The organism is Streptomyces sp. NPDC085932, assembly GCF_044540525.1.
Taxonomy (GTDB): Bacteria; Actinomycetota; Actinomycetes; order Streptomycetales; family Streptomycetaceae; genus Streptomyces; species Streptomyces levis.
Map to the genome: position 1 here is coordinate 366,176 of NZ_JBITSJ010000008.1, position 20,767 is coordinate 386,942.

At 72.6% G+C, this 20,767-nt stretch carries 18 protein-coding genes; 13 read left to right on the top strand and 5 right to left on the bottom strand.

Going from position 1 to position 20,767, the window contains the following annotated elements; genetic code table 11:
* The first annotated feature begins 20 nt into the window (after positions 1-20).
* The gene (gene fmt, locus ACIGAQ_RS34405) at positions 21-953 is read left to right on the top strand and encodes a methionyl-tRNA formyltransferase (protein WP_399789956.1); all 933 of its coding nucleotides are present in this window, start codon (positions 21-23) and stop codon (positions 951-953) included.
* 161 nt (positions 954-1,114) lie between these two features.
* Entirely contained in the window at positions 1,115-2,533 is a 1,419-nt protein-coding gene (locus ACIGAQ_RS34410; protein WP_311687795.1) for a transcription antitermination factor NusB, read from the top strand.
* Here the strand turns inward: ACIGAQ_RS34410 and ACIGAQ_RS34415 are convergent.
* The gene (locus ACIGAQ_RS34415; protein ID WP_399789959.1) at positions 2,514-4,655 is read right to left on the bottom strand and encodes an MMPL family transporter; all 2,142 of its coding nucleotides are present in this window, start codon (positions 4,653-4,655) and stop codon (positions 2,514-2,516) included. The two genes, ACIGAQ_RS34410 and ACIGAQ_RS34415, sit on opposite strands and share 20 nt — an antisense overlap.
* Positions 4,656-4,786: 131 nt before the next feature.
* Between ACIGAQ_RS34415 and rpe the strand changes: the two genes are divergently transcribed.
* From rpe to ACIGAQ_RS34450, 7 genes are all read left to right on the top strand, one after another.
* Positions 4,787-5,473 (top strand): ribulose-phosphate 3-epimerase, encoded by a 687-nt coding sequence (rpe, locus tag ACIGAQ_RS34420; RefSeq protein ID WP_311687797.1) that lies wholly within the window; start codon positions 4,787-4,789, stop codon positions 5,471-5,473.
* 78 nt (positions 5,474-5,551) lie between these two features.
* Entirely contained in the window at positions 5,552-6,595 is a 1,044-nt protein-coding gene (locus tag ACIGAQ_RS34425; protein ID WP_311687798.1) for a sugar-binding domain-containing protein, read from the top strand.
* A gap of 3 nt (positions 6,596-6,598) precedes the next feature.
* Positions 6,599-6,937: a barstar family protein gene (locus ACIGAQ_RS34430; protein ID WP_399789963.1), complete on the top strand. Its 339-nt coding sequence runs from the start codon at positions 6,599-6,601 to the stop codon at positions 6,935-6,937.
* A gap of 158 nt (positions 6,938-7,095) precedes the next feature.
* Positions 7,096-8,538, top strand: a complete 1,443-nt coding sequence (locus ACIGAQ_RS34435; protein WP_399789966.1) for a GuaB1 family IMP dehydrogenase-related protein — start codon at positions 7,096-7,098, stop codon at positions 8,536-8,538.
* Positions 8,539-8,837: 299 nt separating this feature from the next.
* A complete protein-coding gene (locus ACIGAQ_RS34440) occupies positions 8,838-10,307 on the top strand; it encodes an amino acid permease (RefSeq protein ID WP_311687801.1) in 1,470 nt (489 codons plus the stop codon).
* A gap of 10 nt (positions 10,308-10,317) precedes the next feature.
* Complete coding sequence (locus tag ACIGAQ_RS34445; RefSeq protein WP_053668336.1) at positions 10,318-10,770, top strand: Lrp/AsnC family transcriptional regulator; 453 nt, start codon at positions 10,318-10,320, stop codon at positions 10,768-10,770.
* A 136-nt stretch (positions 10,771-10,906) separates the two neighbouring features.
* Positions 10,907-12,103: an MFS transporter gene (locus ACIGAQ_RS34450; protein WP_399789970.1), complete on the top strand. Its 1,197-nt coding sequence runs from the start codon at positions 10,907-10,909 to the stop codon at positions 12,101-12,103.
* On the opposite strand, the gene ACIGAQ_RS34455 is transcribed toward ACIGAQ_RS34450, so the two are convergent.
* Positions 12,072-12,641, bottom strand: a complete 570-nt coding sequence (locus ACIGAQ_RS34455; RefSeq protein ID WP_311687803.1) for a Repetin — start codon at positions 12,639-12,641, stop codon at positions 12,072-12,074. The two genes, ACIGAQ_RS34450 and ACIGAQ_RS34455, sit on opposite strands and share 32 nt — an antisense overlap.
* A gap of 319 nt (positions 12,642-12,960) precedes the next feature.
* On the opposite strand from ACIGAQ_RS34455, the gene ACIGAQ_RS34460 reads away from it, so the two are divergent.
* Positions 12,961-13,749, top strand: a complete 789-nt coding sequence (locus ACIGAQ_RS34460; RefSeq protein WP_362284010.1) for a carbon-nitrogen hydrolase family protein — start codon at positions 12,961-12,963, stop codon at positions 13,747-13,749.
* Between the two features lie 47 nt (positions 13,750-13,796).
* Positions 13,797-15,494, top strand: a complete 1,698-nt coding sequence (locus tag ACIGAQ_RS34465) for a flavin monoamine oxidase family protein (protein WP_399789975.1) — start codon at positions 13,797-13,799, stop codon at positions 15,492-15,494.
* Here the strand turns inward: ACIGAQ_RS34465 and ACIGAQ_RS34470 are convergent.
* Positions 15,491-16,204, bottom strand: a complete 714-nt coding sequence (locus ACIGAQ_RS34470; RefSeq protein ID WP_399789978.1) for a DUF5995 family protein — start codon at positions 16,202-16,204, stop codon at positions 15,491-15,493. The two genes, ACIGAQ_RS34465 and ACIGAQ_RS34470, sit on opposite strands and share 4 nt — an antisense overlap.
* Before the next feature lie 175 nt (positions 16,205-16,379).
* Here ACIGAQ_RS34470 and ACIGAQ_RS34475 point away from each other — a divergent pair, with 175 nt between their 5' ends.
* Positions 16,380-17,510, top strand: a complete 1,131-nt coding sequence (locus ACIGAQ_RS34475) for a glycoside hydrolase family 6 protein (RefSeq protein WP_399790145.1) — start codon at positions 16,380-16,382, stop codon at positions 17,508-17,510.
* Here the strand turns inward: ACIGAQ_RS34475 and ACIGAQ_RS34480 are convergent.
* Positions 17,489-18,868: a solute carrier family 23 protein gene (locus ACIGAQ_RS34480; protein ID WP_311687807.1), complete on the bottom strand. Its 1,380-nt coding sequence runs from the start codon at positions 18,866-18,868 to the stop codon at positions 17,489-17,491. The genes ACIGAQ_RS34475 and ACIGAQ_RS34480 overlap by 22 nt on opposite strands.
* A 141-nt stretch (positions 18,869-19,009) precedes the next feature.
* Between ACIGAQ_RS34480 and ACIGAQ_RS34485 the strand changes: the two genes are divergently transcribed.
* A complete protein-coding gene (locus ACIGAQ_RS34485) occupies positions 19,010-19,468 on the top strand; it encodes a thioesterase family protein (protein WP_311687808.1) in 459 nt (152 codons plus the stop codon).
* Here the strand turns inward: ACIGAQ_RS34485 and ACIGAQ_RS34490 are convergent.
* Positions 19,428-20,633: an MFS transporter gene (locus ACIGAQ_RS34490; RefSeq protein WP_399789982.1), complete on the bottom strand. Its 1,206-nt coding sequence runs from the start codon at positions 20,631-20,633 to the stop codon at positions 19,428-19,430. The genes ACIGAQ_RS34485 and ACIGAQ_RS34490 overlap by 41 nt on opposite strands.
* Between the last annotated feature and the right edge of the window lie 134 nt (positions 20,634-20,767).

The following is a 20,767-nucleotide window of genomic DNA, read 5'->3' on the forward strand; positions in this document are numbered from 1 at the left end:
CGAGAGGCCGCCACCACCCCATGAAGCTCGTCTTCGCCGGTACCCCCGAGGTCGCCGTTCCCGCTCTGGACGCTCTGCTCGCCTCCGGGCGGCACGAGGTGGCCGCCGTCGTCACCCGGCCCGACGCGCCGGCCGGGCGCGGGCGCAGGCTCGTCGCGTCGCCCGTCGCCGAGCGGGCGGAGGAGGCCGGGATCGAGGTGCTGAAGCCGGTGAAGCCGAAGGACCCCGAGTTCCTTGAGCAGCTGCGCGAGATCGGCCCCGACTGCTGCCCCGTCGTCGCCTACGGGGCGCTGCTGCCCCGGGTCGCCCTCGACATCCCCGCGCACGGCTGGGTCAATCTGCACTTCTCGCTGCTGCCGGCCTGGCGGGGTGCGGCGCCCGTGCAGCACGCCATCATGGCCGGGGACGAGATCACCGGCGCCTCCACCTTCCTGATCGAGGAAGGGCTCGACTCGGGGCCGGTGTACGGCACGGTGACCGAGGAGATCCGGGCCACCGACACCAGCGGGGACCTGCTCACCCGGCTCGCCTTCGCGGGTGCCGGGCTGCTCGCGGCGACCATGGACGGCATCGAGGACGGCACGCTGAAGGCCGTACCGCAGCCGGCCGACGGGGTCAGCCTGGCCCCCAAGGTCAACGTCGAGGACGCCCACCTCGACTGGAACGCGCCCGCGCTGCGCGTGGACCGGGTGGTGCGGGGCTGCACGCCGGCGCCCGGCGCCTGGACCACGTTCCGCGGTGAGCGGCTCAAGCTCATCCAGGCCGTCCCCGTGCCCGAGCGGACGGACCTCGCCCCGGGGCAGATCGCGGCCGGGAAGAACAACGTGTACGTCGGCACGGGCTCCTACGGGGTCGAGCTGCTGTGGGTGCAGGCGCAGGGCAAGAAGCCGATGCGGGCGGCGGACTGGGCGCGCGGCGTGCGCATCACCGAGGGGGAGCGGCTCGGGAGCTGACCGGCGGGACCGCCCGGCGGGTGGCCGTCGCCGCTCGCCCGGCGCGTCCTGTCTCCTGTCGTCCCGCCCGTTTCGATCCCCGTGCACCTCACCCCGGCCCGCACCCCGTCGCGGCGTAGGCTGGAGCGCGCACTTCCTCTCACACCCGGAGCACCTTTTTCGTGAGCGACCAGCCCCGTCGGCCCCGCCCGTCCGGCAAGCCCTACCGCCGGCCTCAGAAGGACCCCGTCCGCATCCTCGCCTTCGAGGCGCTGAGGGCCGTGGACGAGCGGGACGCCTACGCCAACCTCGTCCTGCCGCCGCTGCTGCGCAAGGCACGGGACAAGGGTGACTTCGACGCCCGGGACGCGGCGCTCGCCACCGAGCTGGTGTACGGGACGCTGCGGCGGCAGGGCACGTACGACGCGATCATCGCGACCTGCGTCGACCGGCCGCTCGGCGAGGTCGACCCGCCGGTGCTGGACGTGCTCAGCCTCGGCGCGCACCAGCTGCTGGGCACGCGCATCCCGACCCACGCGGCCGTGTCTGCCACGGTCGAGCTCGCCCGGGTCGTGCTGGGCGACGGCCGGGCCAAGTTCGTCAACGCCGTGCTGCGCAAGGTCGCCCGGGACGACCTGGACGGCTGGCTGGAGCGGGTCGCGCCGCCGTACGACGAGGATCCCGAGGACCATCTCGCCGTCGTGCACTCGCATCCCCGGTGGGTCGTCTCCGCGCTGTGGGACTCCCTGGGCGGCGGGCGCACCGGCATCGAGGAACTGCTGCGGGCCGACAACGAGCGGCCCGAGGTGACGCTCGTGGCGCGGCCTGGCCGGGCCACCGCCGAGGAACTGATGGCCGAGGACGCCGCCGTGCCCGGGCGCTGGTCACCGTACGCGGTGCGGCTGAGCGAGGGCGGTGAGCCGGGCGCCGTACCGGCCGTGCGGGACGGGCGCGCCGGTGTGCAGGACGAGGGCAGCCAGCTGGTGGCGGTCGCGCTGGCCAACGCCCCGGTGGAAGGTGCCGACCGGCGGTGGCTGGACGGGTGTGCCGGCCCCGGTGGCAAGGCCGCGCTGCTCGGTGCCCTGGCCGCCGAGCGCGGTGCCCTGCTCGTCGCCTCCGAGAAGCAGACCCACCGTGCCGGGCTCGTGGCCAGGGCGCTGGACGGCAACCCGGGGCCCTACCAGGTCATCGCCGCCGACGGGACCCGGCCCGCGTGGCGGCCCGGCAGCTTCGACCGGGTGCTGGTCGACGTGCCGTGCACCGGCCTCGGCGCCCTGCGCCGCCGCCCGGAGGCACGCTGGCGGCGCCGCCCCGAGGACCTGGAGGGCTTCGCGCCGCTGCAGCGCGGTCTGCTGCGCACGGCGCTGGAGTCCGTGCGGGTCGGCGGTGTCGTGGGCTACGCGACCTGCTCGCCGCACCTCGCCGAGACCCGGGCCGTCGTCGCCGACGTCCTCAAGCAGCACCCGGAGACCGAGCTGATCGACGCCCGGCCCCTGCTGCCCGGCGTGCCCGACCTGGGTGACGGGCCCGACGTGCAGCTGTGGCCGCATCTGCACGGGACCGACGCGATGTACCTGGCGCTCATTCGCCGGACCGGCTGACTCCCGCCCCGACGCTTTCCCGGGCCGCCGCACCGCCGTCCTCCCGGGCCAGCCGGTGCGGCCACCACACCTTCGGGCCCACGTCCATGAACAGGGACGTCACCAGGACCGACCGCACGATGAAGGTGTCGATGAGGACGCCGAGCGCGACCGCGAAGCCGATCTCGGCGAAGCCGACCATCGGGAGGGTGCCGAGGGCGGCGAAGGTGCCGGCCAGGACCAGTCCGGCGGAGGTGATGACCGCTCCGGTGGCGGCCAGACCGGTGACCACGCCGGTCCTGGTGCCCTGACGGGCCGCCTCCTCGCGGATGCGGGTGGTCAGGAAGATGTTGTAGTCGATGCCGAGGGCCACCAGGAAGACGAACACGAACAGCGGGAAGTCGGTCGCCTCGCCCGCGTAGTCGAAGACGTACCGGAACGCGAGCGCGCTGATGCCGAGCGCCGCCGCGAACGACAGGATCACCGTCCCGATCAGCAGCAGCGGGGCGATCAGCGCCCGCAGCAGGACGCCGAGGATCAGCAGGACGACGAGCAGCACCAGCGGGATGATCAGCACGTTGTCGTGCGTGGTCGCCCGGTCCATGTCGAGCAGGGCCGCCGTACCGCCGCCCACCTGGGCATCGGCGTCCGGCACCGCGTGCACGGCGTCGCGGACCCGCTCCACCGTCTGCTTGGCGGCCTCGCTGTCGGCCGGGGCGGTCATCGTGGCCTCGAACAGGACCCTGCCCTCGAAGGACGGTCTCGTGCCGGGCGGCAGGCCGAGGGACTGGGGGACCACCCCCGGCGTCGCTGCGACCGCGCGGCCCACCTGCACGGCCTGCGCCTGGTTGCTGATGATCACCAGGGGATCACCGCTGCCCGCCGGGAAGTAGCGTGCCGAGACCTCCTGCCCGGTGATCGAGTCCGGTTTCCCGGTGAAGGCGTCCGCGTTGCCGATGCCTTCCGCGCGCAGCTGGATCAGGCCCAGCGAGCACACCGCCAGGGCCAGGGCCGTCCCGGCCCAGATCATCCGGGGGCGGCGCGCGATCCGGCGCCCGGTGCGCGCCCAGATGCCGTGCTCGGTCGGGTCGGAGTCGCCGTGGTGCGGGATCACCGGCCAGAAGATCCACCGGCCGACGACCACGAGCAGCGCCGGGAACAGGCTCATCATCGCGAGCAGGGCGACGGCGACGCCGATCGCGGCGACCGGGCCGAGGCCCCTGGTCGAGTTCATCTCGGCGGCCAGCAGCACCAGCATGCTCAGCACGACCGTCGCGCCGGAGGCGAGCACGGCGGGGCCGGCGCGGTGCAGGGCCAGGGCCATCGCCTCGTGCCGGTCCTCGTGCCGGCGCAGCTCCTCCCGGTAGCGGGCGACCAGCAGCAGCGCGTAGTCCGTGCCCGCGCCGAAGACGAGCACCGTGAGGATGCCGGCGCTCTGTCCGTTGACGGTCAGGCCCGCGTGCTCGGCCAGCAGGTAGATCAGCGCCTGCGAGGCGAACAGCGCGCACACCACCGCGATCAGGGGCACCAGCAGCAGGGTCAGGCTGCGATAGGTGATCAGCAGCATGACGATGACCACCGCCATCGCCGAGAACAGCAGCGTCGAGTCGATGCCTTCGAAGGCCTCGGCGAAGTCCGCGGAGGTGCCGCCCGGGCCCGTGATGTGCACGGCCAGTCCACCGCCGCCCTCGCCGACATCGTCCCGGATGGAGTCGACGGCCGGGGCGATCCGCTCCCAGCCCTTCTCGTCCATCGTGATCGGCACGAAGACCTGCGCCGCACGCGGATCGGCCTGCCGGTCGAAGACCGGGCCCCGGGTCCGCTCGCCCATGATGCCGTGGTCCCGCAGCTGCTTCAGCTGCCGGACGTCCTCGGCGATCTCGGCCCGGTCCTGCGCGGTCAGCCCGCCGTCGCGCGCGTAGATCACGATCGCCGGGATCTGCTCCGGCCGGAAGTCCTCCGACGCCTCCAGCACCTGCGTCGACTCCGCGGACCCCGGCAGCCACGACGCCGCGTCGTTGTCCTGCGCGTCGGTGAGCTTCATGGCGAACGGCGCGGCCACGAACAGGACCACCAGCCACAGCGCCACCACGAGCCACTTGGCCCGCCGCCCGCAGACGAGATGCGCAACGCCCTGTCTCATGGCCGTCCCCTCCGCGGAAGGGCCCGGCGAGGCGCGCGGGGAACCGTGCGGCGGGCCTCGGCCGGCCCGCACCCAACAGACCACCTGGGACCGATGCCCGCAACCCCCGCGGGGCATGGCAGTCTTAGGACATGGCCGTGCAGATCAATCCCAGCATCCTGTCCGCCGACTTCGCCCGCCTCGCGGACGAGGCGAAGGCCGTGGAGGGAGCCGACTGGCTCCACGTCGACGTCATGGACAACCATTTCGTCCCGAACCTCACGCTCGGTGTGCCGGTCGTAGAGTCGCTCGCCCGTGCGACGGACACCCCGCTGGACTGCCATCTGATGATCGAGGCCCCCGATCGCTGGGCGCCCCAGTACGTGGAGGCGGGGGCCGGTTCCGTCACCTTCCACGTGGAGGCCGCCGCCGCCCCGGTCCGGCTCGCGCGGGAGATCCGGGCCAAGGGCGCCCGCGCCTCCATGGCGCTGAAGCCCGCGACCCCCATCGAGCCGTACGAGGACCTGCTCCCCGAGCTCGACATGCTGCTGATCATGACGGTCGAACCGGGCTTCGGGGGACAGGCCTTCCTCGACATCATGCTTCCGAAGATTCGCCGTACCCGCGAGTTGATCAGCAAGCACGGACTTGAGCTCTGGCTCCAGGTCGACGGCGGAGTTTCCGCGTCCACCATCGAGCGCTGCGCCGACGCCGGAGCGGACGTCTTCGTGGCCGGATCGGCGGTCTACGGGGCAAACGACCCGGCAGAGGCGGTACGTGCACTGCGCAGCCAGGCCGAGGCGACGACGGCGAAGGCCTCCTGGGCCTGCGACCACTGAGCCACAGCAAAGTGAACGGCTCTCATCAGGGCTGATCATCCGCGCCGGATCTGCAAGGATGAACGGCGAATCCAGAGTGTGAACAGCAGTGAGGAGATCGCCGTGTCGGGTATGTCGGCGGGCCGGTCAGCCATGCGGATGGGACCCGCTGAGCTGGTGCAGGCGGCGGCCATGGCCCGCCGCTTCTACCTCGAGGGCAAGTCCAAGATCCAGATCGCGGAGGAGTTCGGCGTCAGCCGCTTCAAGGTGGCCCGGGTCCTGGAGACCGCCCTCGAACGGGACCTCGTACGAATCGAGATCCGTGTGCCTGCGGAGCTGGACGCCGAGCGCTCGGACGCGCTGCGCGCCCGCTACGGCCTCAGGCACGCCGTCGTGGTCGAATCCCCGGCCGAGGCCGAGGAGACGCCCGACCCCGAGAACCTGGGAGAGGTGGCCGCCGACCTGCTCGGCGAGCTGGTCGACGAAGGTGATGTGCTGGGCCTGGCCTGGGGCCGCTCCACCATCCACATGGCGGCGGCGCTCGACCGGCTGCCGCCGTGCACGGTGGTGCAGCTGACCGGGGTGTACGACGCCGGGACCGCCGAACGCGGCTCGGTCGAGGCCGTGCGCCGCGCCGCCCAGGTGGCCGGCGGGGACGCCCACCCCATCTACGCGCCCATGCTGCTGCCCGACGCGGCCACGGCCGCGGCGCTGCGCAACCAGACGGGCATCGCCCGGGCCTTCGAGCACTTCGACAAGGTCACCGTCGCCTGTGTCTCCATCGGGTCCTGGGAGCCGGGCATCTCCACGGTGCACGACATGCTCAGCGACGAGGAGCGGGCGCACTACGCCTCCCTCGGGGTCGCCGCCGAGATGTCCGCGCACCTCTTCGACGCCGAGGGCCGTCGCGTCGGGCGGGACCTGGGCGAGCGGTGCATCACCGTCAAGGCCGACCAGCTGCGGCGCATCCCCGAGGTCGTCGCGATCGCGGGCGGGCAGCGCAAGGGACCCGCGATCGACGCGGTGCTGCGCTCCGGGCTCGTCACCAGCCTGGTGACGGACACGTCGGCGGCCGACTACCTCATGACGGCGGGCCCGGCCCCCAAGCCCGCGCTCAACCGGGCCGACCCGGACGGGGTCTGACGGGTGACGGACCAGGCGCACGCGGTACCGCACGACCCGGCCGGGCGGATCGTCCTCGTCCTGGACCTCGACGGGGTCACGGACAAGGCGGGCCTCATGGACCGCTGCGCCCGTGACCTGTCCCTGCCCGAGTGGTTCGGCCGCAACTGGGACGCCCTCGCCGACTGCCTGTCCGACCCCGCGCTCTGGCCCGAGGGCGCGGGGGAGCGGGGCCTGCTGGTCGTCGTCACGGGCTGGCGGGGCTACGCCGAGGCACGGCCCGAGGAGTGGCAGGTCGCCGAGGAGATCTTCGCCGAGGCGACGGACCGGGGCCCGGGGCTCTTCGTGACCCTGGGCTCCTGAAGGCGCACTTGGAGAAACCTCCGAACGGCCCCCTGACCAGCCTGGACGATCTGTCGGGGGTTGTTCGCACGTCCGGCATGGGAGAATGAAGTACGTGCTCTTTTCCCCCTGGCCGGCCGGTCGGGGGGTCACCTCTGATCGACTGGGATGTGCAGCACGTGCGTTTCCTCAATGACATCCAGCCCGGGTACGACCTGACGTACGACGACGTCTTCATGGTGCCGAGCCGCTCCTCGGTGGGCTCCCGGCAGGCCGTCGACCTCAGCTCCCCGGACGGCACGGGCACCACCATCCCGCTCGTCGTCGCCAACATGACCGCCATCGCCGGGCGCCGCATGGCCGAGACGGTGGCCCGCCGCGGCGGCCTGGTGGTGATACCGCAGGACATCCCGATCGACGTCGTCACCGACGTCGTCTCCTGGGTGAAGAGCCGCCACCTCGTGCTGGACACCCCGATCATCCTGTCCCCGCACCAGACCGTCGCCGACGCCCTCTCGCTGCTGCCCAAGCGGGCGCACAACGCCGCTGTCGTCGTCGACGAGGACCACAAGCCGGTCGGCGTGGTCACCGACTCCGACCTGTCCGGCGTCGACCGCTTCACGCAGCTCTCCGAGGTCATGTCCCGCGACCTGCTGCTCATCGACGCGGACATGGACCCGGGCGAGGCCTTCGGCACCCTCGACCACGCCAACCGCCGCTACGCCCCCGCGGTCCACGAGGACGGCACGCTCGCCGGCATCCTCACCCGCAAGGGCGCCCTGCGGGCCACGCTGTACACCCCGGCCACCGACGCGCGGGGCCGGCTGCGCATCGCCGCCGCCGTCGGCATCAACGGCGACGTCGCGGGCAAGGCCGAGCAGCTGCTGGACGCGGGCGTCGACGCACTCGTCATCGACACCGCGCACGGCCACCAGGAGTCGATGATCAGCGCCCTGAAGCTGGTGCGCGACCTCGACCCGCAGGTGCCCGTCGTCGCGGGCAACGTCGTGGCCGCCGCGGGCGTGCGCGACCTCATCGAGGCGGGCGCGGACATCGTCAAGGTCGGTGTCGGCCCGGGCGCCATGTGCACCACGCGCATGATGACCGGCGTCGGCCGGCCGCAGTTCTCCGCCGTGCTGGAGTGCGCCGCCGAGGCGAGGAAGTACGGCAAGCACGTGTGGGCCGACGGCGGTGTCCGCCACCCCCGCGACGTGGCCATGGCGCTCGCCGCGGGCGCGTCCAACGTCATGATCGGCTCCTGGTTCGCGGGCACCTACGAATCCCCGGGCGACCTCCAGCACGACGCCCAGGGCCGCGCCTACAAGGAGTCCTTCGGCATGGCGTCCGCCCGAGCCGTGCGCAACCGCACCTCCGAGGAGTCGGCCTACGACCGGGCCCGCAAGGCGCTGTTCGAGGAGGGCATCTCCACCTCCCGCATGTTCCTCGACCCGGCCCGCCCCGGCGTCGAGGACCTGATCGACTCGATCATCGCGGGCGTCCGCTCCTCCTGCACGTACGCCGGCGCCGGCTCCCTGGAGGAGTTCGCCGAGAAGGCCATCGTCGGCATCCAGAGCGCCGCCGGCTACGCCGAGGGCAAGCCGCTGCACGCCAGCTGGAGCTGACCGGCCCCAACTGCCGTCCGTACGGCCCCCGTTCGACCTGCCCGGCAGGGAGAGGCGGGGGCCGTTCGCGTGCCCCCGCGCAACGGTCGAAAGCGGCGATGCAACGAACCTCCGGTCAGCCCCCAGGTACGCAATGATCTTGCGTGGATGCGCAAGGTTGCTGCATTTCGACAGCAACGCCCCTCCTCATAGGCTGTCGCCTCGTACGTGGCGTGGCGGGGACTCCGCTCGACGGGTCCCTGCTCAAGGGTGCCCGCGGTCCCCGCCGCCCTGACCGGCAGCGATGAAGGAGCCAGCGCGTGCTCGACCAAGGCGCACCCCCGCAGAACCCAGGCCGGCCGGCCGCCCCCTCGTCCCCGGGAACCGGCGCGCGCCTCATGCGCCGCAAGCCCGTGGAACGCCTGGTCGCGGAGGGTGGCCAGGGCGAGGGAGGGTCGCTGCGGCGCACCCTCGGGCTGTGGCAGCTCACCATGATCAGCATCGGCGCCACCCTCGGCACCGGCATCTTCGTGGTCCTCGGCGAAGCCGTCCCGAAGGCGGGCCCGGCCGTCACGCTCTCCTTCGTCATCGCCGGTCTCACCGCCCTGTTCTCGGCCCTGTCCTACGCCGAACTGGCCGGCACCATCCCGGTCTCCGGCTCCTCCTACTCGTATGCGTACGCAACGATGGGCGAGCTGATCGCCTGGATCTGCGGCTGGTGCCTGGTCCTGGAGTACGGCGTGTCCGTCGCCGCCGTCGCGGTCGGCTGGGGCGAGTACCTCAACGAACTGCTCGACGGGACCATAGGCGTCACCATCCCGGCCGCCCTGTCCGCACCGCCCGGCGACGGCGGCGTGTTCAACCTGCCCGCGCTGATCGTCGTCCTGCTCGCGATGGCGTTCCTGCTGGGCGGCGCCCGTGAGTCCGCCCGCGCCAACACGATCATGGTCGTCGTGAAGATCGGCGCGCTGGTGCTGTTCTGCGCCATCGGCGTCCAGGGCTTCCGCTCCGGCAACTACGAGAACTTCATGCCGCTCGGCATGGCCGGGGTCAGCGCCGCCGGTGCCACGCTGTTCTTCTCCTACATCGGCTTCGACGCCGCCTCCACCGCCGGCGAGGAGGCCAGGAACGCCCAGCGCGACCTGCCCCGCGCGATCATGCTGTCGCTCGTCATCGTCACCGCGCTGTACGTCCTCGTCGCCGCCGTCGCCGTCGGCGCCAAGCCCTGGCGGAACTTCACCGACTCCGAGGCCGCCCTCGCCCAGATCATGCGCGAGGTCACCGGGCAGACCTTCTGGGGCACGCTGCTGGCCTTCTGCGCCGTCATCGCCATCGCGAGCGTCGTGCTGACCGTGCTCTACGGCCAGACCCGCATCCTGTTCGCCATGTCCCGCGACGGCCTGGTGCCCAAGGTGTTCGCGCGGGTCCACCCGAAGACCGGCACGCCCCGCGCCAACACTCTGATCGTCTCCCTGTTCTGCGGTGTGCTGGCCGCCGCGATCCCGCTCGGGCAGCTCGCCGACGCCACCAGCATCGGCACCCTGTTCGCCTTCGCGCTGGTCAATGTGGCCGTCGTGGTGCTGCGCCGGACCAAGCCGGACCTGCCGCGCACCTTCCGCGTGCCGCTCTCGCCGGTCCTGCCCGCGCTGGGCTTCGCCTTCTGCGTGTGGATGATGGGCAGCCTGTCGACCGTCACCTGGGTGGTCTTCGGTGTCTGGATGGCCGCCGGGCTCGTGTTCTACTTCGTGTACGGCTACCGCCGTTCCCGACTGGCACCATCCGAGAAGTGAACGACCCACAGTGCTGAACGATCTCGACGAACGCATCGTGCACGCCCTCGCCGAGGACGCCCGCCGCTCCTACGCCGACATCGGCCAACTCGTCGGCCTGTCCGCGCCCGCCGTGAAACGGCGCGTGGACCGGCTGCGGGCCACCGGAGCCATCACCGGCTTCACCGTCCGTGTGGACCCGGGCGCCCTCGGCTGGGAGACCGAGGGGTTCGTCGAGATCTACTGCCGCGGCAACACCTCCCCGGAGACCATCCAGCGCGGCCTGGAGCGCTACCAGGAGGTCGTGGCCGCCTCCACCGTCACCGGGGACGCGGACGCGATCGCCCAGGTCTTCGCCTCCGACATGCGGCACTTCGAACGGGTCCTGGAGCGCATCGCCGGGGAGCCGTTCGTCGAGCGGACCAAGTCCGTGCTCGTCCTGTCGCCGCTGCTGCGGCGCTTCTCGTCGGGGTCACCCACGTAAAGCACGGGCCGATCCGCACGACAGGCCCTAGCATCGGTGCCATGACCTGGCGACATTGATCCCCCCGCCGTGCCTCCCGAGGACCACCCCGGCCGCCGTACCTCCGGCGTCCGATCGGTCCTGACGGGAAGGCCCCATGACACTCTCACCCGCACGCGTGCCCGCCACCGGCGTCCGGCGGCTGACGACCACGCTGTACGGCTACGCGTTCCTCGACGACTTCGTCCTGCTCTACCCGGTGTACGCGCTGCTGTTCGCCGACACCGGCCTGTCGCTCTGGCAGATCTCCTCCCTGTTCGCCCTCTGGTCGATCACCGCGGTGGCGCTCGAAGTGCCCTCCGGTGCCTGGGCCGACGCCGTCTCGCGCCGCAGGCTGCTGTGGATCGGCCCGCTGCTCACCGCCGCCGGCTTCGCGCTGTGGGTGGCCGTCCCGTCGTACGGGGCCTTCGCGGCCGGTTTCGTCCTGTGGGGCGCCGGCGGCGCGCTCGGCTCGGGGGCGCTGGAGGCCCTCGTCCACGACGAGCTGGACCACCTCGGCGCCGCCGGAGGGTACGCGCGGGTCATGGGCCGGGCCCGGGCCGCGCGGCTGACGGGCACCGTGGCCTCCCTCGGCCTCGCGGGGCCCGTGTTCGCCCAGGGCGGGTACGCGGCCGTCGGCGCCGCCAGCGTCCTGGCCTGTGTACTGACCGCCCTCACCGCGACCCGGTTCCCCGAGCACCGGAAGCGCCCGGGGACCACGGGCGAGAGCTGGGCGGCGACCCTGCGCACCGGACTCGTCCAGGTCCGCCGGGACCGTGCGGTGCGCGGCGCCCTGCTGCTGGTCCCGGCCGTCGCCGCGGTGTGGGGCGCGCTCGACGAGTACACGCCGCTGCTCGTCCGGGACACCGGCGTCGCGGAGGCGACCGTGCCCTACCTGATCATGCTGATCTGGGCGGGCGTCACCGTCGGCAGCCTCCTGGCCGGACCGGCCGAGCGTCTCGGCACCGCCGGGTTCGCGGCCCTGCTCGCCGGCGGAGCGCTCGCCCTGGCCGTCGGCGCCGCCTCCCGCTCACCGGCCGGCGTCGCCCTCGTCGGCCTGGCCTTCGCGGCGTTCCAGCTGGCGGAGGTACTGGCCGACGTCCGCCTGCAGCACCGCATCGAGGAGTCCCGGCGGGCCACGCTCACCTCGGTGGCGAGCCTGGGCACCGAGCTGGCCACGGTCGCCGCGTTCGGCGGGTACGCGCTGCTCGGTGCCGGCCTGTCCCACGGCACCGTCTTCGCGGTGCTGGCGGTGCCCTACCTGGTGACGGCCCTGGTGCTGGTCAGAACTCGGGCTGCCAGGGCACGACCGTGAAGTCGCCCGTCCCCTTCGCGACCTTCTCGAAGGGGGCGGAGCTCACGCACTTGGGCAGCCCGTCCATCTCCGCGGGGGTGCCCGTGGCGGCCCAGCTGTAGCCGAGCCGGTCGTGGCGTCCGAGGTCGTGGACGGTGACCCCGACCCGCTTGCCCTCGACGCCCGGCAGGTCGGACTCGGTGACGATGCCCGAGACGACGGCGACCTTGCCGCCGGTCAGCAGGCAGTCGACGGCGACCTCGGCCCGGGCCCCGTTGCCGTTCTGGTAGTGGCTGAACGCGAAGGTGCCGGTGGCCTTCATCGGGTCGGCCTTGTCCTGCGCGGCCAGGTGCGCGTCGAAGGAGAAGGTGATGTCGTCGCCGGCCGAGCGGTGCAGCTTGGCGGTGCCGGTGAGGGCCGCCGCCTCGCGCGGCCGGTCCGCCTCCGACGCCGCCGCCTCGCGCGGCCGGGGTGTCTCCGACGCGGTCGCGGCCGAGGCCGCCCCGGCGGTGAGCAGCAGCGCGGAGCCGAGCACGACGATCTTGGTACGGCGCTTCATTTCGGTCCCTTTCCGCAGGTCGTGTGGACATCCCTCACTCTCCCGGCCCGGCGCGGACGGGACATCGCGCCGCGGACGGGACCCTGCCTCCGCCGTGCGGCGGGGAAGAGGGGGCCGGGGCCCGCTCCCAGGAGGAGCGGGGCTAGGCCCGAAGTCGCGCAACGAATCGCCGCCGGCCCCCCGAAGCACGCAACGAACCGTCCACCGGCGCGCAACGGCTCCCGCTTGTCCGCCCTGGTCAGCCGCCCGTACCGTCTACGTGGCCCCTCCAATGACCCTGTGGGCCCTTCGACCCCCTTCCGCCCGGTGAGGAACACGCATGCGCACCGCCCTGCTCCAGAGCTCCGGCCGCCCCGGCTCGACCGTCGAGAACCTCAAGGTCCTCGACGAGGCCGCGGGCCGGGCCGCCGCCGCGGGCGCCGGGCTGCTGCTCACGCCGGAGATGTTCCTGACCGGATACGCGATCGGCGACGACATCGCCCGGCTCGCCGAGCCAGCCGACGGCGACTGCGCGGACGCGATCGCCGAGATCGCCACGAGCCACGGCCTGGCGATCGCCTACGGCTACCCCGAGCGGGACGGCGAGACGGTGTTCAACTCCGCCCAGCTGATCTCCGCCGACGGCACCCGGCTGGCGAACTACCGCAAGACCCACCTCTTCGGCTGCTTCGAACGCGACCACTTCACGCCCGGTGAGCAGCAGGTCGTCCAGGCCGAGATCGACGGCCTGCGCGTCGGCATCCTCATCTGCTACGACGTGGAGTTCCCGGAGAACGTCCGCGCCCACGCCCTGGCCGGCACGGACCTGCTGGTCGTCCCGACCGCGCAGATGCACCCGTTCCAGTTCGTCGCCGAGTCGATGATCCCGGTGCGGGCCTTCGAAAGCCAGATGTACGTCGCGTACGTCAACCGGGTCGGCCAGGAGGGCGAGTTCGAGTTCGTGGGCCTGTCCACGCTCGCCGGGCCCGACGGCATCGCCCGGACCCGGGCCGGGCGGGGCGAGGACCTCGTCCTGGCCGATGTCGACCCGGCCTTCCTCGCCGCGTCGCGCGAGAACAACCCGTATCTGCGGGACCGGCGCCCCGGCCTGTACGGGTCGCTCGTCTGAAACCCCCTGAACCGCCCGTTCGTTTCTGTGCAAGGAGTCCGTACCCCATGACGTCCACCGTGCCCAACGCCGTCGAGCACGCAGACGCGCAGCAGCCGCCGATCACCATGTTCGGCCCGGACTTCCCGTACGCCTACGACGACTTCCTCGCCCACCCGGCGGGCCTCGGCCAGATACCCGCGACCGAGCACGGCACGGAGGTCGCGGTCATCGGCGGCGGCCTGTCGGGCATCGTCGCCGCGTACGAGCTGATGAAGATGGGCCTCAAGCCGGTCGTCTACGAGGCCGACCAGATCGGCGGGCGGCTGCGCACGGTCGGTTTCGAGGGCTGTGACGACTCCCTGACCGCCGAGATGGGCGCGATGCGCTTCCCGCCGTCCTCCACGGCCCTGCAGCACTACATCGACCTCGTGGGCCTGCAGACGCGGCCGTTCCCCAACCCCCTCGCGGAGGCGACCCCGTCGACCGTCGTCGACCTCAAGGGCGAGTCGCACTACGCCGAGACGATCGACGACCTGCCGCAGGTGTACCGGGACGTGGCCGAGGCCTGGGGCCGGTGCCTGGAGGAGGGCGCCGACTTCTCCGACATGAACCGCGCCCTGCGCGAGCGGGACGTCCCGCGCATCCGCGAGATCTGGTCCAGGCTCGTCGAGAAGCTCGACAACCAGACCTTCTACGGCTTCCTGTGCGACTCCGAGGCGTTCAAGTCCTTCCGGCACCGGGAGATCTTCGGCCAGGTCGGCTTCGGCACCGGCGGCTGGGACACCGACTTCCCGAACTCCATCCTCGAGATCCTGCGCGTCGTCTACACCGAGGCCGACGACCACCACCGCGGCATCGTCGGCGGCTCCCAGCAGCTGCCGCTGCGCCTGTGGGAGCGCGAGCCGCAGAAGATCGTCCACTGGCCCCTGGGGACCTCGCTGGCGAGCCTGCACGAGGGCCGCGAGCCCCGCCCGGCCGTGACCCGGCTGCACCGCACGGCCGGCAACCGCATCACGGTGACCGACGCGCGCGGCGACATCCGTACCTACCAGGCGGCGATCTTCACCGCCCAGTCCTGGATGCTGCTGTCGAAGATCCAGTGCGACGACTCGCTCTTCCCGATCGACCACTGGACCGCGATCGAGCGCACCCACTACATGGAGAGCTCCAAGCTGTTCGTGCCGGTGGACCGCCCGTTCTGGCTGGACAAGGACGAGGAGACCGGCCGGGACGTCATGTCGATGACGCTCACCGACCGCATGACCCGCGGCACCTACCTGCTGGACGACGGCCCGGACAAGCCCGCCGTCATCTGTCTGTCCTACACCTGGTGCGACGACAGCCTGAAGTGGCTCCCGCTGTCCGCCAACGAGCGGATGGAGGTCATGCTGAAGTCGCTGGGCGAGATCTATCCCAAGGTCGACATCCGCAAGCACATCATCGGCAACCCGGTGACCGTCTCCTGGGAGAACGAGCCCTACTTCATGGGCGCGTTCAAGGCGAACCTGCCCGGCCACTACCGCTACCAGCGGCGCCTGTTCACGCACTTCATGCAGGACCGGCTGCCCGAGGACAAGCGCGGCATCTTCCTCGCCGGCGACGACATCTCCTGGACGGCCGGCTGGGCCGAGGGCGCGATCCAGACCGCCCTCAACGCGGTCTGGGGCGTCATGCACCACCTCGGCGGCACCACCGACCCGACGAACCCGGGCCCGGGCGACGTGTACGACGAGATCGCGCCGGTCGAGCTGCCGGAGGACTAGTCCCGGAGCGGCGGTGCGGCCAGGGGCGTGAGCAGCATGCGCCCCGCGAGGCCCACCGCCGTGTCCAGGCGTTCGGTGAACTCCCCGGCGATGTCCGGGAGTCCGCGCAGGGCCCACAGGGCGCGGGCCGCCGTCCAGGCCGCGTCGCGGGCGCGCTCCAGGCTCCAGGCGCCCAGCAGGTGGGTCAGCGGGTCGGCGATCTGCAGGAGGTCGGGGCCGGGCATCAGATCTTCGCGGATGCGCTCCTCCAGCGACACGAGGAGATCGCCCACGGTGTCGAACTCGTCCTCCAGCTCGGCCGGAGCGCAGTCGAGCGTACGGCAGGTGTCCACGACGGCCAGCGCAAGATCGTGCCCGATGTGCGCGTTGATGCCCGCCAGCGCGAACTGCAACGGGCGTACTCCTGGATGGCGGCGGAACTGGAACAGCGGCCGCCAGCAGGCCGGCGCGCGCCCGTCCCGCGCCGCCGCCGCGACGGCGTCCAGGTACCGCCCCGCGAAGCGCACGTCCAGCGTGATCGCGGCGCGCCGGTCCGCGAACCGACCGGTGTCGACGTACCGGTCCACCGTCTCCGTCACGGTGAGGTAGACGCGGTTGAAGACCGCGACCCCGTCCCGCGGGTGCAGGGCCGCGTCGAGGGCGCGCAGACGGCGGACGACCCCGTCGACCGGTGTGTCCACGGCTGAGGGGACTTGTTCGCATCGCGGCATGCGGGCAGAGTCCCAGCTCTAGGCTGGCGGGAGTACCGGCGGGCCCGGCGCTTCCCCGAAACGGGGGAACACCGCCCGCCGCAGGGGGAGGGGGAGCAGCAGCGTGTCAGGCTCGCGTGCGCAGCGCCTGGCCGCCCGCAGGGCCGCGCGCAGGCGCGCCGCCCGGCGCGGCGCGATGGTCGCCGCGGCCGCCGTCGTGGCCGTGGCGGGGGTGGTCGCCGGGACGCTCTCCGCGCTGGACGGCGGACCACGCGGTTCCGACCGGGCCGGCACCCCCGGGGTGACCGCCTCCCCACGTCTGGCGCCGCTGCCCGCGGTGCCGTCGCCCTCCCCGTCCGCGACCGAGTCCTCGGCCTCCGCGTCCGCGAGCGCGCGCCCCTCGCCCTCGCCGTCCCCGTCGAGGAGCAGGGCCGTGCGGCACCAGCGCGGCGCCCCGGTGACCGGCCGGCTCTACCGCCATCCCGACTCCCAGGTGCTCGACTGGGTCCGCACGCACTCCGGCGACCCCCGGCTCGCGGTCATCGCGTCCCGTATCGCCGAGCAGCCGGCCGCGGTCTGGTTCGCCGAGTACGCGCCCGGCACCATCACCGCCCGGGTCGCCGCCGTCACCTCGGGCGGTGCCGCCCAGGGCCGGGTGCCGGTCCTCGTGCCGTACGCCATCCCCGCCCGGGACTGCGGTGGCCACTCCCAGGGCGGGGCGCCCGACCTGGACGCCTACGACGCGTGGATCGACCGGTTCGCCGCCGGGCTGGGCTCCGGCGAGGTCATCGTCGTCCTGGAGCCGGACTCGGTCGCCCAGGCCGAGTGCCTGGCGGCCGGTGCGCGCGCGGACCGCTTCGCTTCCCTCGCCCGGGCCGGACGCGTTCTGAAGGACGCCAACCCCCGGGCCCGCGTGTACTTCGACGCGGGGCACTCGGGCTGGCACGCGCCCGGCAAGCAGGCCGCCTGGCTGCGGCAGGCCGGCGCCGCCTCACCCGACTCCTCCGACGGCGTCTTCAGCAACGTCTCCAACTTCCACACCACCGCCGACGAGATCGCCTACGACCGGCGGGTCCTGGACGCGCTCGGCGGCCCGCCGGACCTCGGCGCCGTCATCGACACCAGCCGCAACGGCAACGGCGCCCCGGCCGACGGCGAGTGGTGCGACCCCGCGGGCCGCAGTCTCGGCCGCACCCCGACCCTGAGCACCGGTGAGCCCCGGATCGACGCCTACCTGTGGGTCAAGCTGCCGGGGGAGTCGGACGGCTGCAAGGGCAGGCCGGGGACCTTCACCGCCTCCTACGCCTACGACTTGGCGTCGTCGTAGGAGGAGGTGCCCTCGTCCAGCAGCGGTGTCTGCGTCTTCAAGTGGGCCGGGGCGAAGGCGCGCAGCGCGTGGTAGCCGGTGATGACCACCACCGTGCCGAGCGCGATGCCGCTGAGCGAGAAGGTGTCGGTGAACTCCAGCGACACGTTGCCGACGCCGATGATGATGCCCGCCGCCGCCGGGACCAGGTTCAGCGGATTGCGCAGGTCCACCTCGGCGTTGATCCAGATCTGCGCACCGAGCAGGCCGATCATGCCGTACAGGATGACGGTGATGCCGCCGAGGACTCCGCCCGGGATCGCCGCGACGACCGCGCCGAACTTCGGGCACAGGCCGAAGAGCAGGGCGAAGCCGGCCGCTGCCCAGTAGGCGGCCGTGGAGTAGACGCGGGTCGCGGCCATCACGCCGATGTTCTCGGAGTACGTGGTGTTGGGCGGGCCGCCGACCGCGGTGGACAGCATCGAGCCGACGCCGTCGGCCGCGATCGCCGTGCCGAGCTTGTCGTCCAGCGAGTCGCCGGTCATCTCGCCGACCGCCTTCACGTGCCCGGCGTTCTCCGCGACCAGCGCGATGACGACCGGCAGGGCGACCAGGATCGCCGACCACTCGAAGGACGGGCCGTGCAGCGTCGGCAGCCCGATCCAGTCGGCCTGGCCCACGCCGGACAGGTCCAGCCGCCAGTGGTCGGTGACCTTGCCGCTGCCGTCCGCCGAGTGGATCTTCCCGAAGACCAGGTCGAAGACCCAGGAGATGCCGTACCCGAAGACCAGCCCCAGGAAGATCGCGATCCGGGACCAGAATCCACGCAGACAGACCACGGCCAGACCGGTGAACAGCATCACCAGCAGGGCCGTCCACTGGTCCTGCGGCCAGTACGTGGTGGCCGTCACCGGCGCCAGGTTGAAGCCGATCAGCATCACCACCGCGCCGGTCACGATCGGCGGCATCGCGGCGTGGATGATCCGCGCCCCGAACCGCCGCACGGCGAGACCCACCAGGAACAGCGCGGCACCGACGACGAGGACCGCGCCGGTGACGGTGGCGCTGCTGCCGCCCTGCGCGCGGATCACGGCCGCCACCCCGACGAAGGAGAGCGAGCAGCCCAGGTAGCTGGGCACCCGGCCGCGGGTGGCCAGCAGGAACACCACGGTCGCGACGCCCGACATCATGATCGCCAGGTTCGGGTCCAGCCCCATCAGGACCGGCGCCACGAAGGAAGCCCCGAACATGGCCACCACGTGCTGGGCGCCGAGCCCGGCCGTACGGGGCCAGGAGAGCCGCTCATCGGGCCGGACCACCGCACCGGGCGCCGGAACGCGTCCGTCGCCGTGCAGTTTCCAGCGGACGCCGAGATCCATGGGGGTGTCGCTTTCGTCGTACGGGCAGCTGAGTCCGGACCATTGTCCGGGCTCGCGGGGCATGCTCCGTACACGTGAGCGGACGCTTAGGATGGCGGTCGCTGTAGTGACCACCGATCCGCACGCCCAGGAGCCCCGCCCGTGACCGCCGAAGCCCTGACCAGCCCCGCCCTGTCCTACGGCCGGCTGGTCCCCGTCACCGTCCACTTCGACGACCTGGACGCGCTGGGCCTGCTGCACAACGCCCGCTACCCGCTCATGGCCGAGCGGGCCTGGGCCGAGCTGTGGCAGGAACGGGGCATCCGCTTCGAGGGCGACTGGGCGGCGGCGGGCGACGCCTGCAACGCGGTGAAGGAGCTGACGATCACGTACGAGGCTCCGGTGACCCGGCCGGGCCCGTACGCCGTCCACCTCTGGCTGGAGCGGCTCGGCACGACCGGGCTGACGTACGGCTTCCGGTTCTGCTCGGCGGACGGCGGCACCACCTACGCCCGGGGGACGCGGGTGCTGGTCCGGCTGGACGCCGCCACCTTGCGCCCCGCCCCCTGGAGCGAGGAGTTCAGGGCCGCGGGTCGGGAACTGCTGCGTCCGGGCGGCTGATCTTCACCCGGTCGCCGGGGCGCAGCACCCGCGCGAAGGCGACCAGGCCGCCGGAGAGCAGCGTCACCAGGCAGAACGACACCATCAGGCTGGTCGCCTGGGCCAGCATCCCGATCGCGCTCGGCGCGATGAGGCCCGAGGTGTAGGTGATGGTGGCGACGCCGGCGATGGCCAGACTCGGGTTGGAGCCGCTGCGGCCCGCCGCGGCGAAGCACAGCGGCACGACGACGGCGATGCCCAGTCCCATCAGCGCGAACCCGGTCATGGCCATCGCCGGATGCTCCGCGAGGACGATCAGCAGCCCGCCGAGGACGGCGAACACCCCGCTCGCCCGCACGGTGCGCACGGCGCCGAAGCGGTCCACCACCCTGTCGCCGGCGATCCGCGCGACGGCCATGGTGAGGGTGAAGCCCGTCGTACAGGCCGCCGCCAGACCGGCCGAGGTCTCCAACTGCTCCCGCAGGTACACCGCCGACCAGTCGAGGCTCGCGCCCTCCGCGAAGACCGCGCAGAAGCCGATCGCGCCGATGAGCAGCGCCGACCGGGGCGGCAGTGCGAACCGCGGCGGCGGCTCCTCGTCCTCGGCGGGCTGCAGGTCGAGCACCCACTGGCAGGACAGCACGCCGACGACGGTGAGGACCGCGGCGGCCAGGACGTGGTGCAGCCGGGCGTCCGAGCCGAGGTGCGCGGCGAGCGTGCCGGCCGCCGAGCCGACCAGGGCGCCCGCGCTCCACATGCCGTGCAGCCCGGACATGATCGACCGGTCGAGACGGTTCTCGACCTCCACGCCCAGCGCGTTCATCGCCACGTCCGCCATGCCCGCCGTCGCGCCGTACACGAACAGGGCCAGGCAGAGCGTGAGCAGGTTGGGCGCGAGGGCCGGCAGCACCAGCGACAGCGTCCACAGGGCGATCAGCCCGCGCAGCGCATTACGGGCGCCGAACCGGTGGCTGACACTGCCGGCGAGCGGCATGGCGAGGGACGCCCCGAGCGCGGGGAACGCCAGGGCGATGCCCAACTGCCCGGCGCTCACGCCCGCGTGGTCCTGGATCCAGGGCACCCGGGTGGCGAACGAGCCGGTCACGGCGCCGTGCACCGCGAAGACGGCGGCCACGGCGTACCGCGACCGCTTCACCTCGCGCTGTTCGTCGACCACGTTGCCCATTCTGCGGCCCCCTCCTGCTCGCTCCCGTGTGCACCACGTCGTGCCGCCGTAAACTATCAGGAACCCTGCCTGATAATAAGAGGGTCTCCCTGCCGGGCCACGGCGGAAAGGGCCCGGCGATCTGGAAGGATCCC

Excerpts from the sequence above, each read along its gene's own strand:
- ACIGAQ_RS34470 (WP_399789978.1), bottom strand. The coding sequence starts at position 16,204 with ATGCCGCGATGCGAACAAGTCCCCTCAGCCGTGGACACACCGGTCGAC.
- ACIGAQ_RS34415 (WP_399789959.1), bottom strand. The coding sequence starts at position 4,655 with ATGAGACAGGGCGTTGCGCATCTCGTCTGCGGGCGGCGGGCCAAGTGG.
- rpe (WP_311687797.1), top strand. The coding sequence starts at position 4,787 with ATGGCCGTGCAGATCAATCCCAGCATCCTGTCCGCCGACTTCGCCCGC.
- ACIGAQ_RS34465 (WP_399789975.1), top strand. The coding sequence starts at position 13,797 with ATGACGTCCACCGTGCCCAACGCCGTCGAGCACGCAGACGCGCAGCAG.
- ACIGAQ_RS34475 (WP_399790145.1), top strand. The coding sequence starts at position 16,380 with ATGGTCGCCGCGGCCGCCGTCGTGGCCGTGGCGGGGGTGGTCGCCGGG.
- fmt (WP_399789956.1), top strand. The coding sequence starts at position 21 with ATGAAGCTCGTCTTCGCCGGTACCCCCGAGGTCGCCGTTCCCGCTCTG.
- ACIGAQ_RS34490 (WP_399789982.1), bottom strand. The coding sequence starts at position 20,633 with ATGGGCAACGTGGTCGACGAACAGCGCGAGGTGAAGCGGTCGCGGTAC.
- ACIGAQ_RS34460 (WP_362284010.1), top strand. The coding sequence starts at position 12,961 with ATGCGCACCGCCCTGCTCCAGAGCTCCGGCCGCCCCGGCTCGACCGTC.
- ACIGAQ_RS34455 (WP_311687803.1), bottom strand. The coding sequence starts at position 12,641 with ATGAAGCGCCGTACCAAGATCGTCGTGCTCGGCTCCGCGCTGCTGCTC.
- ACIGAQ_RS34480 (WP_311687807.1), bottom strand. The coding sequence starts at position 18,868 with ATGGATCTCGGCGTCCGCTGGAAACTGCACGGCGACGGACGCGTTCCG.
- ACIGAQ_RS34450 (WP_399789970.1), top strand. The coding sequence starts at position 10,907 with ATGACACTCTCACCCGCACGCGTGCCCGCCACCGGCGTCCGGCGGCTG.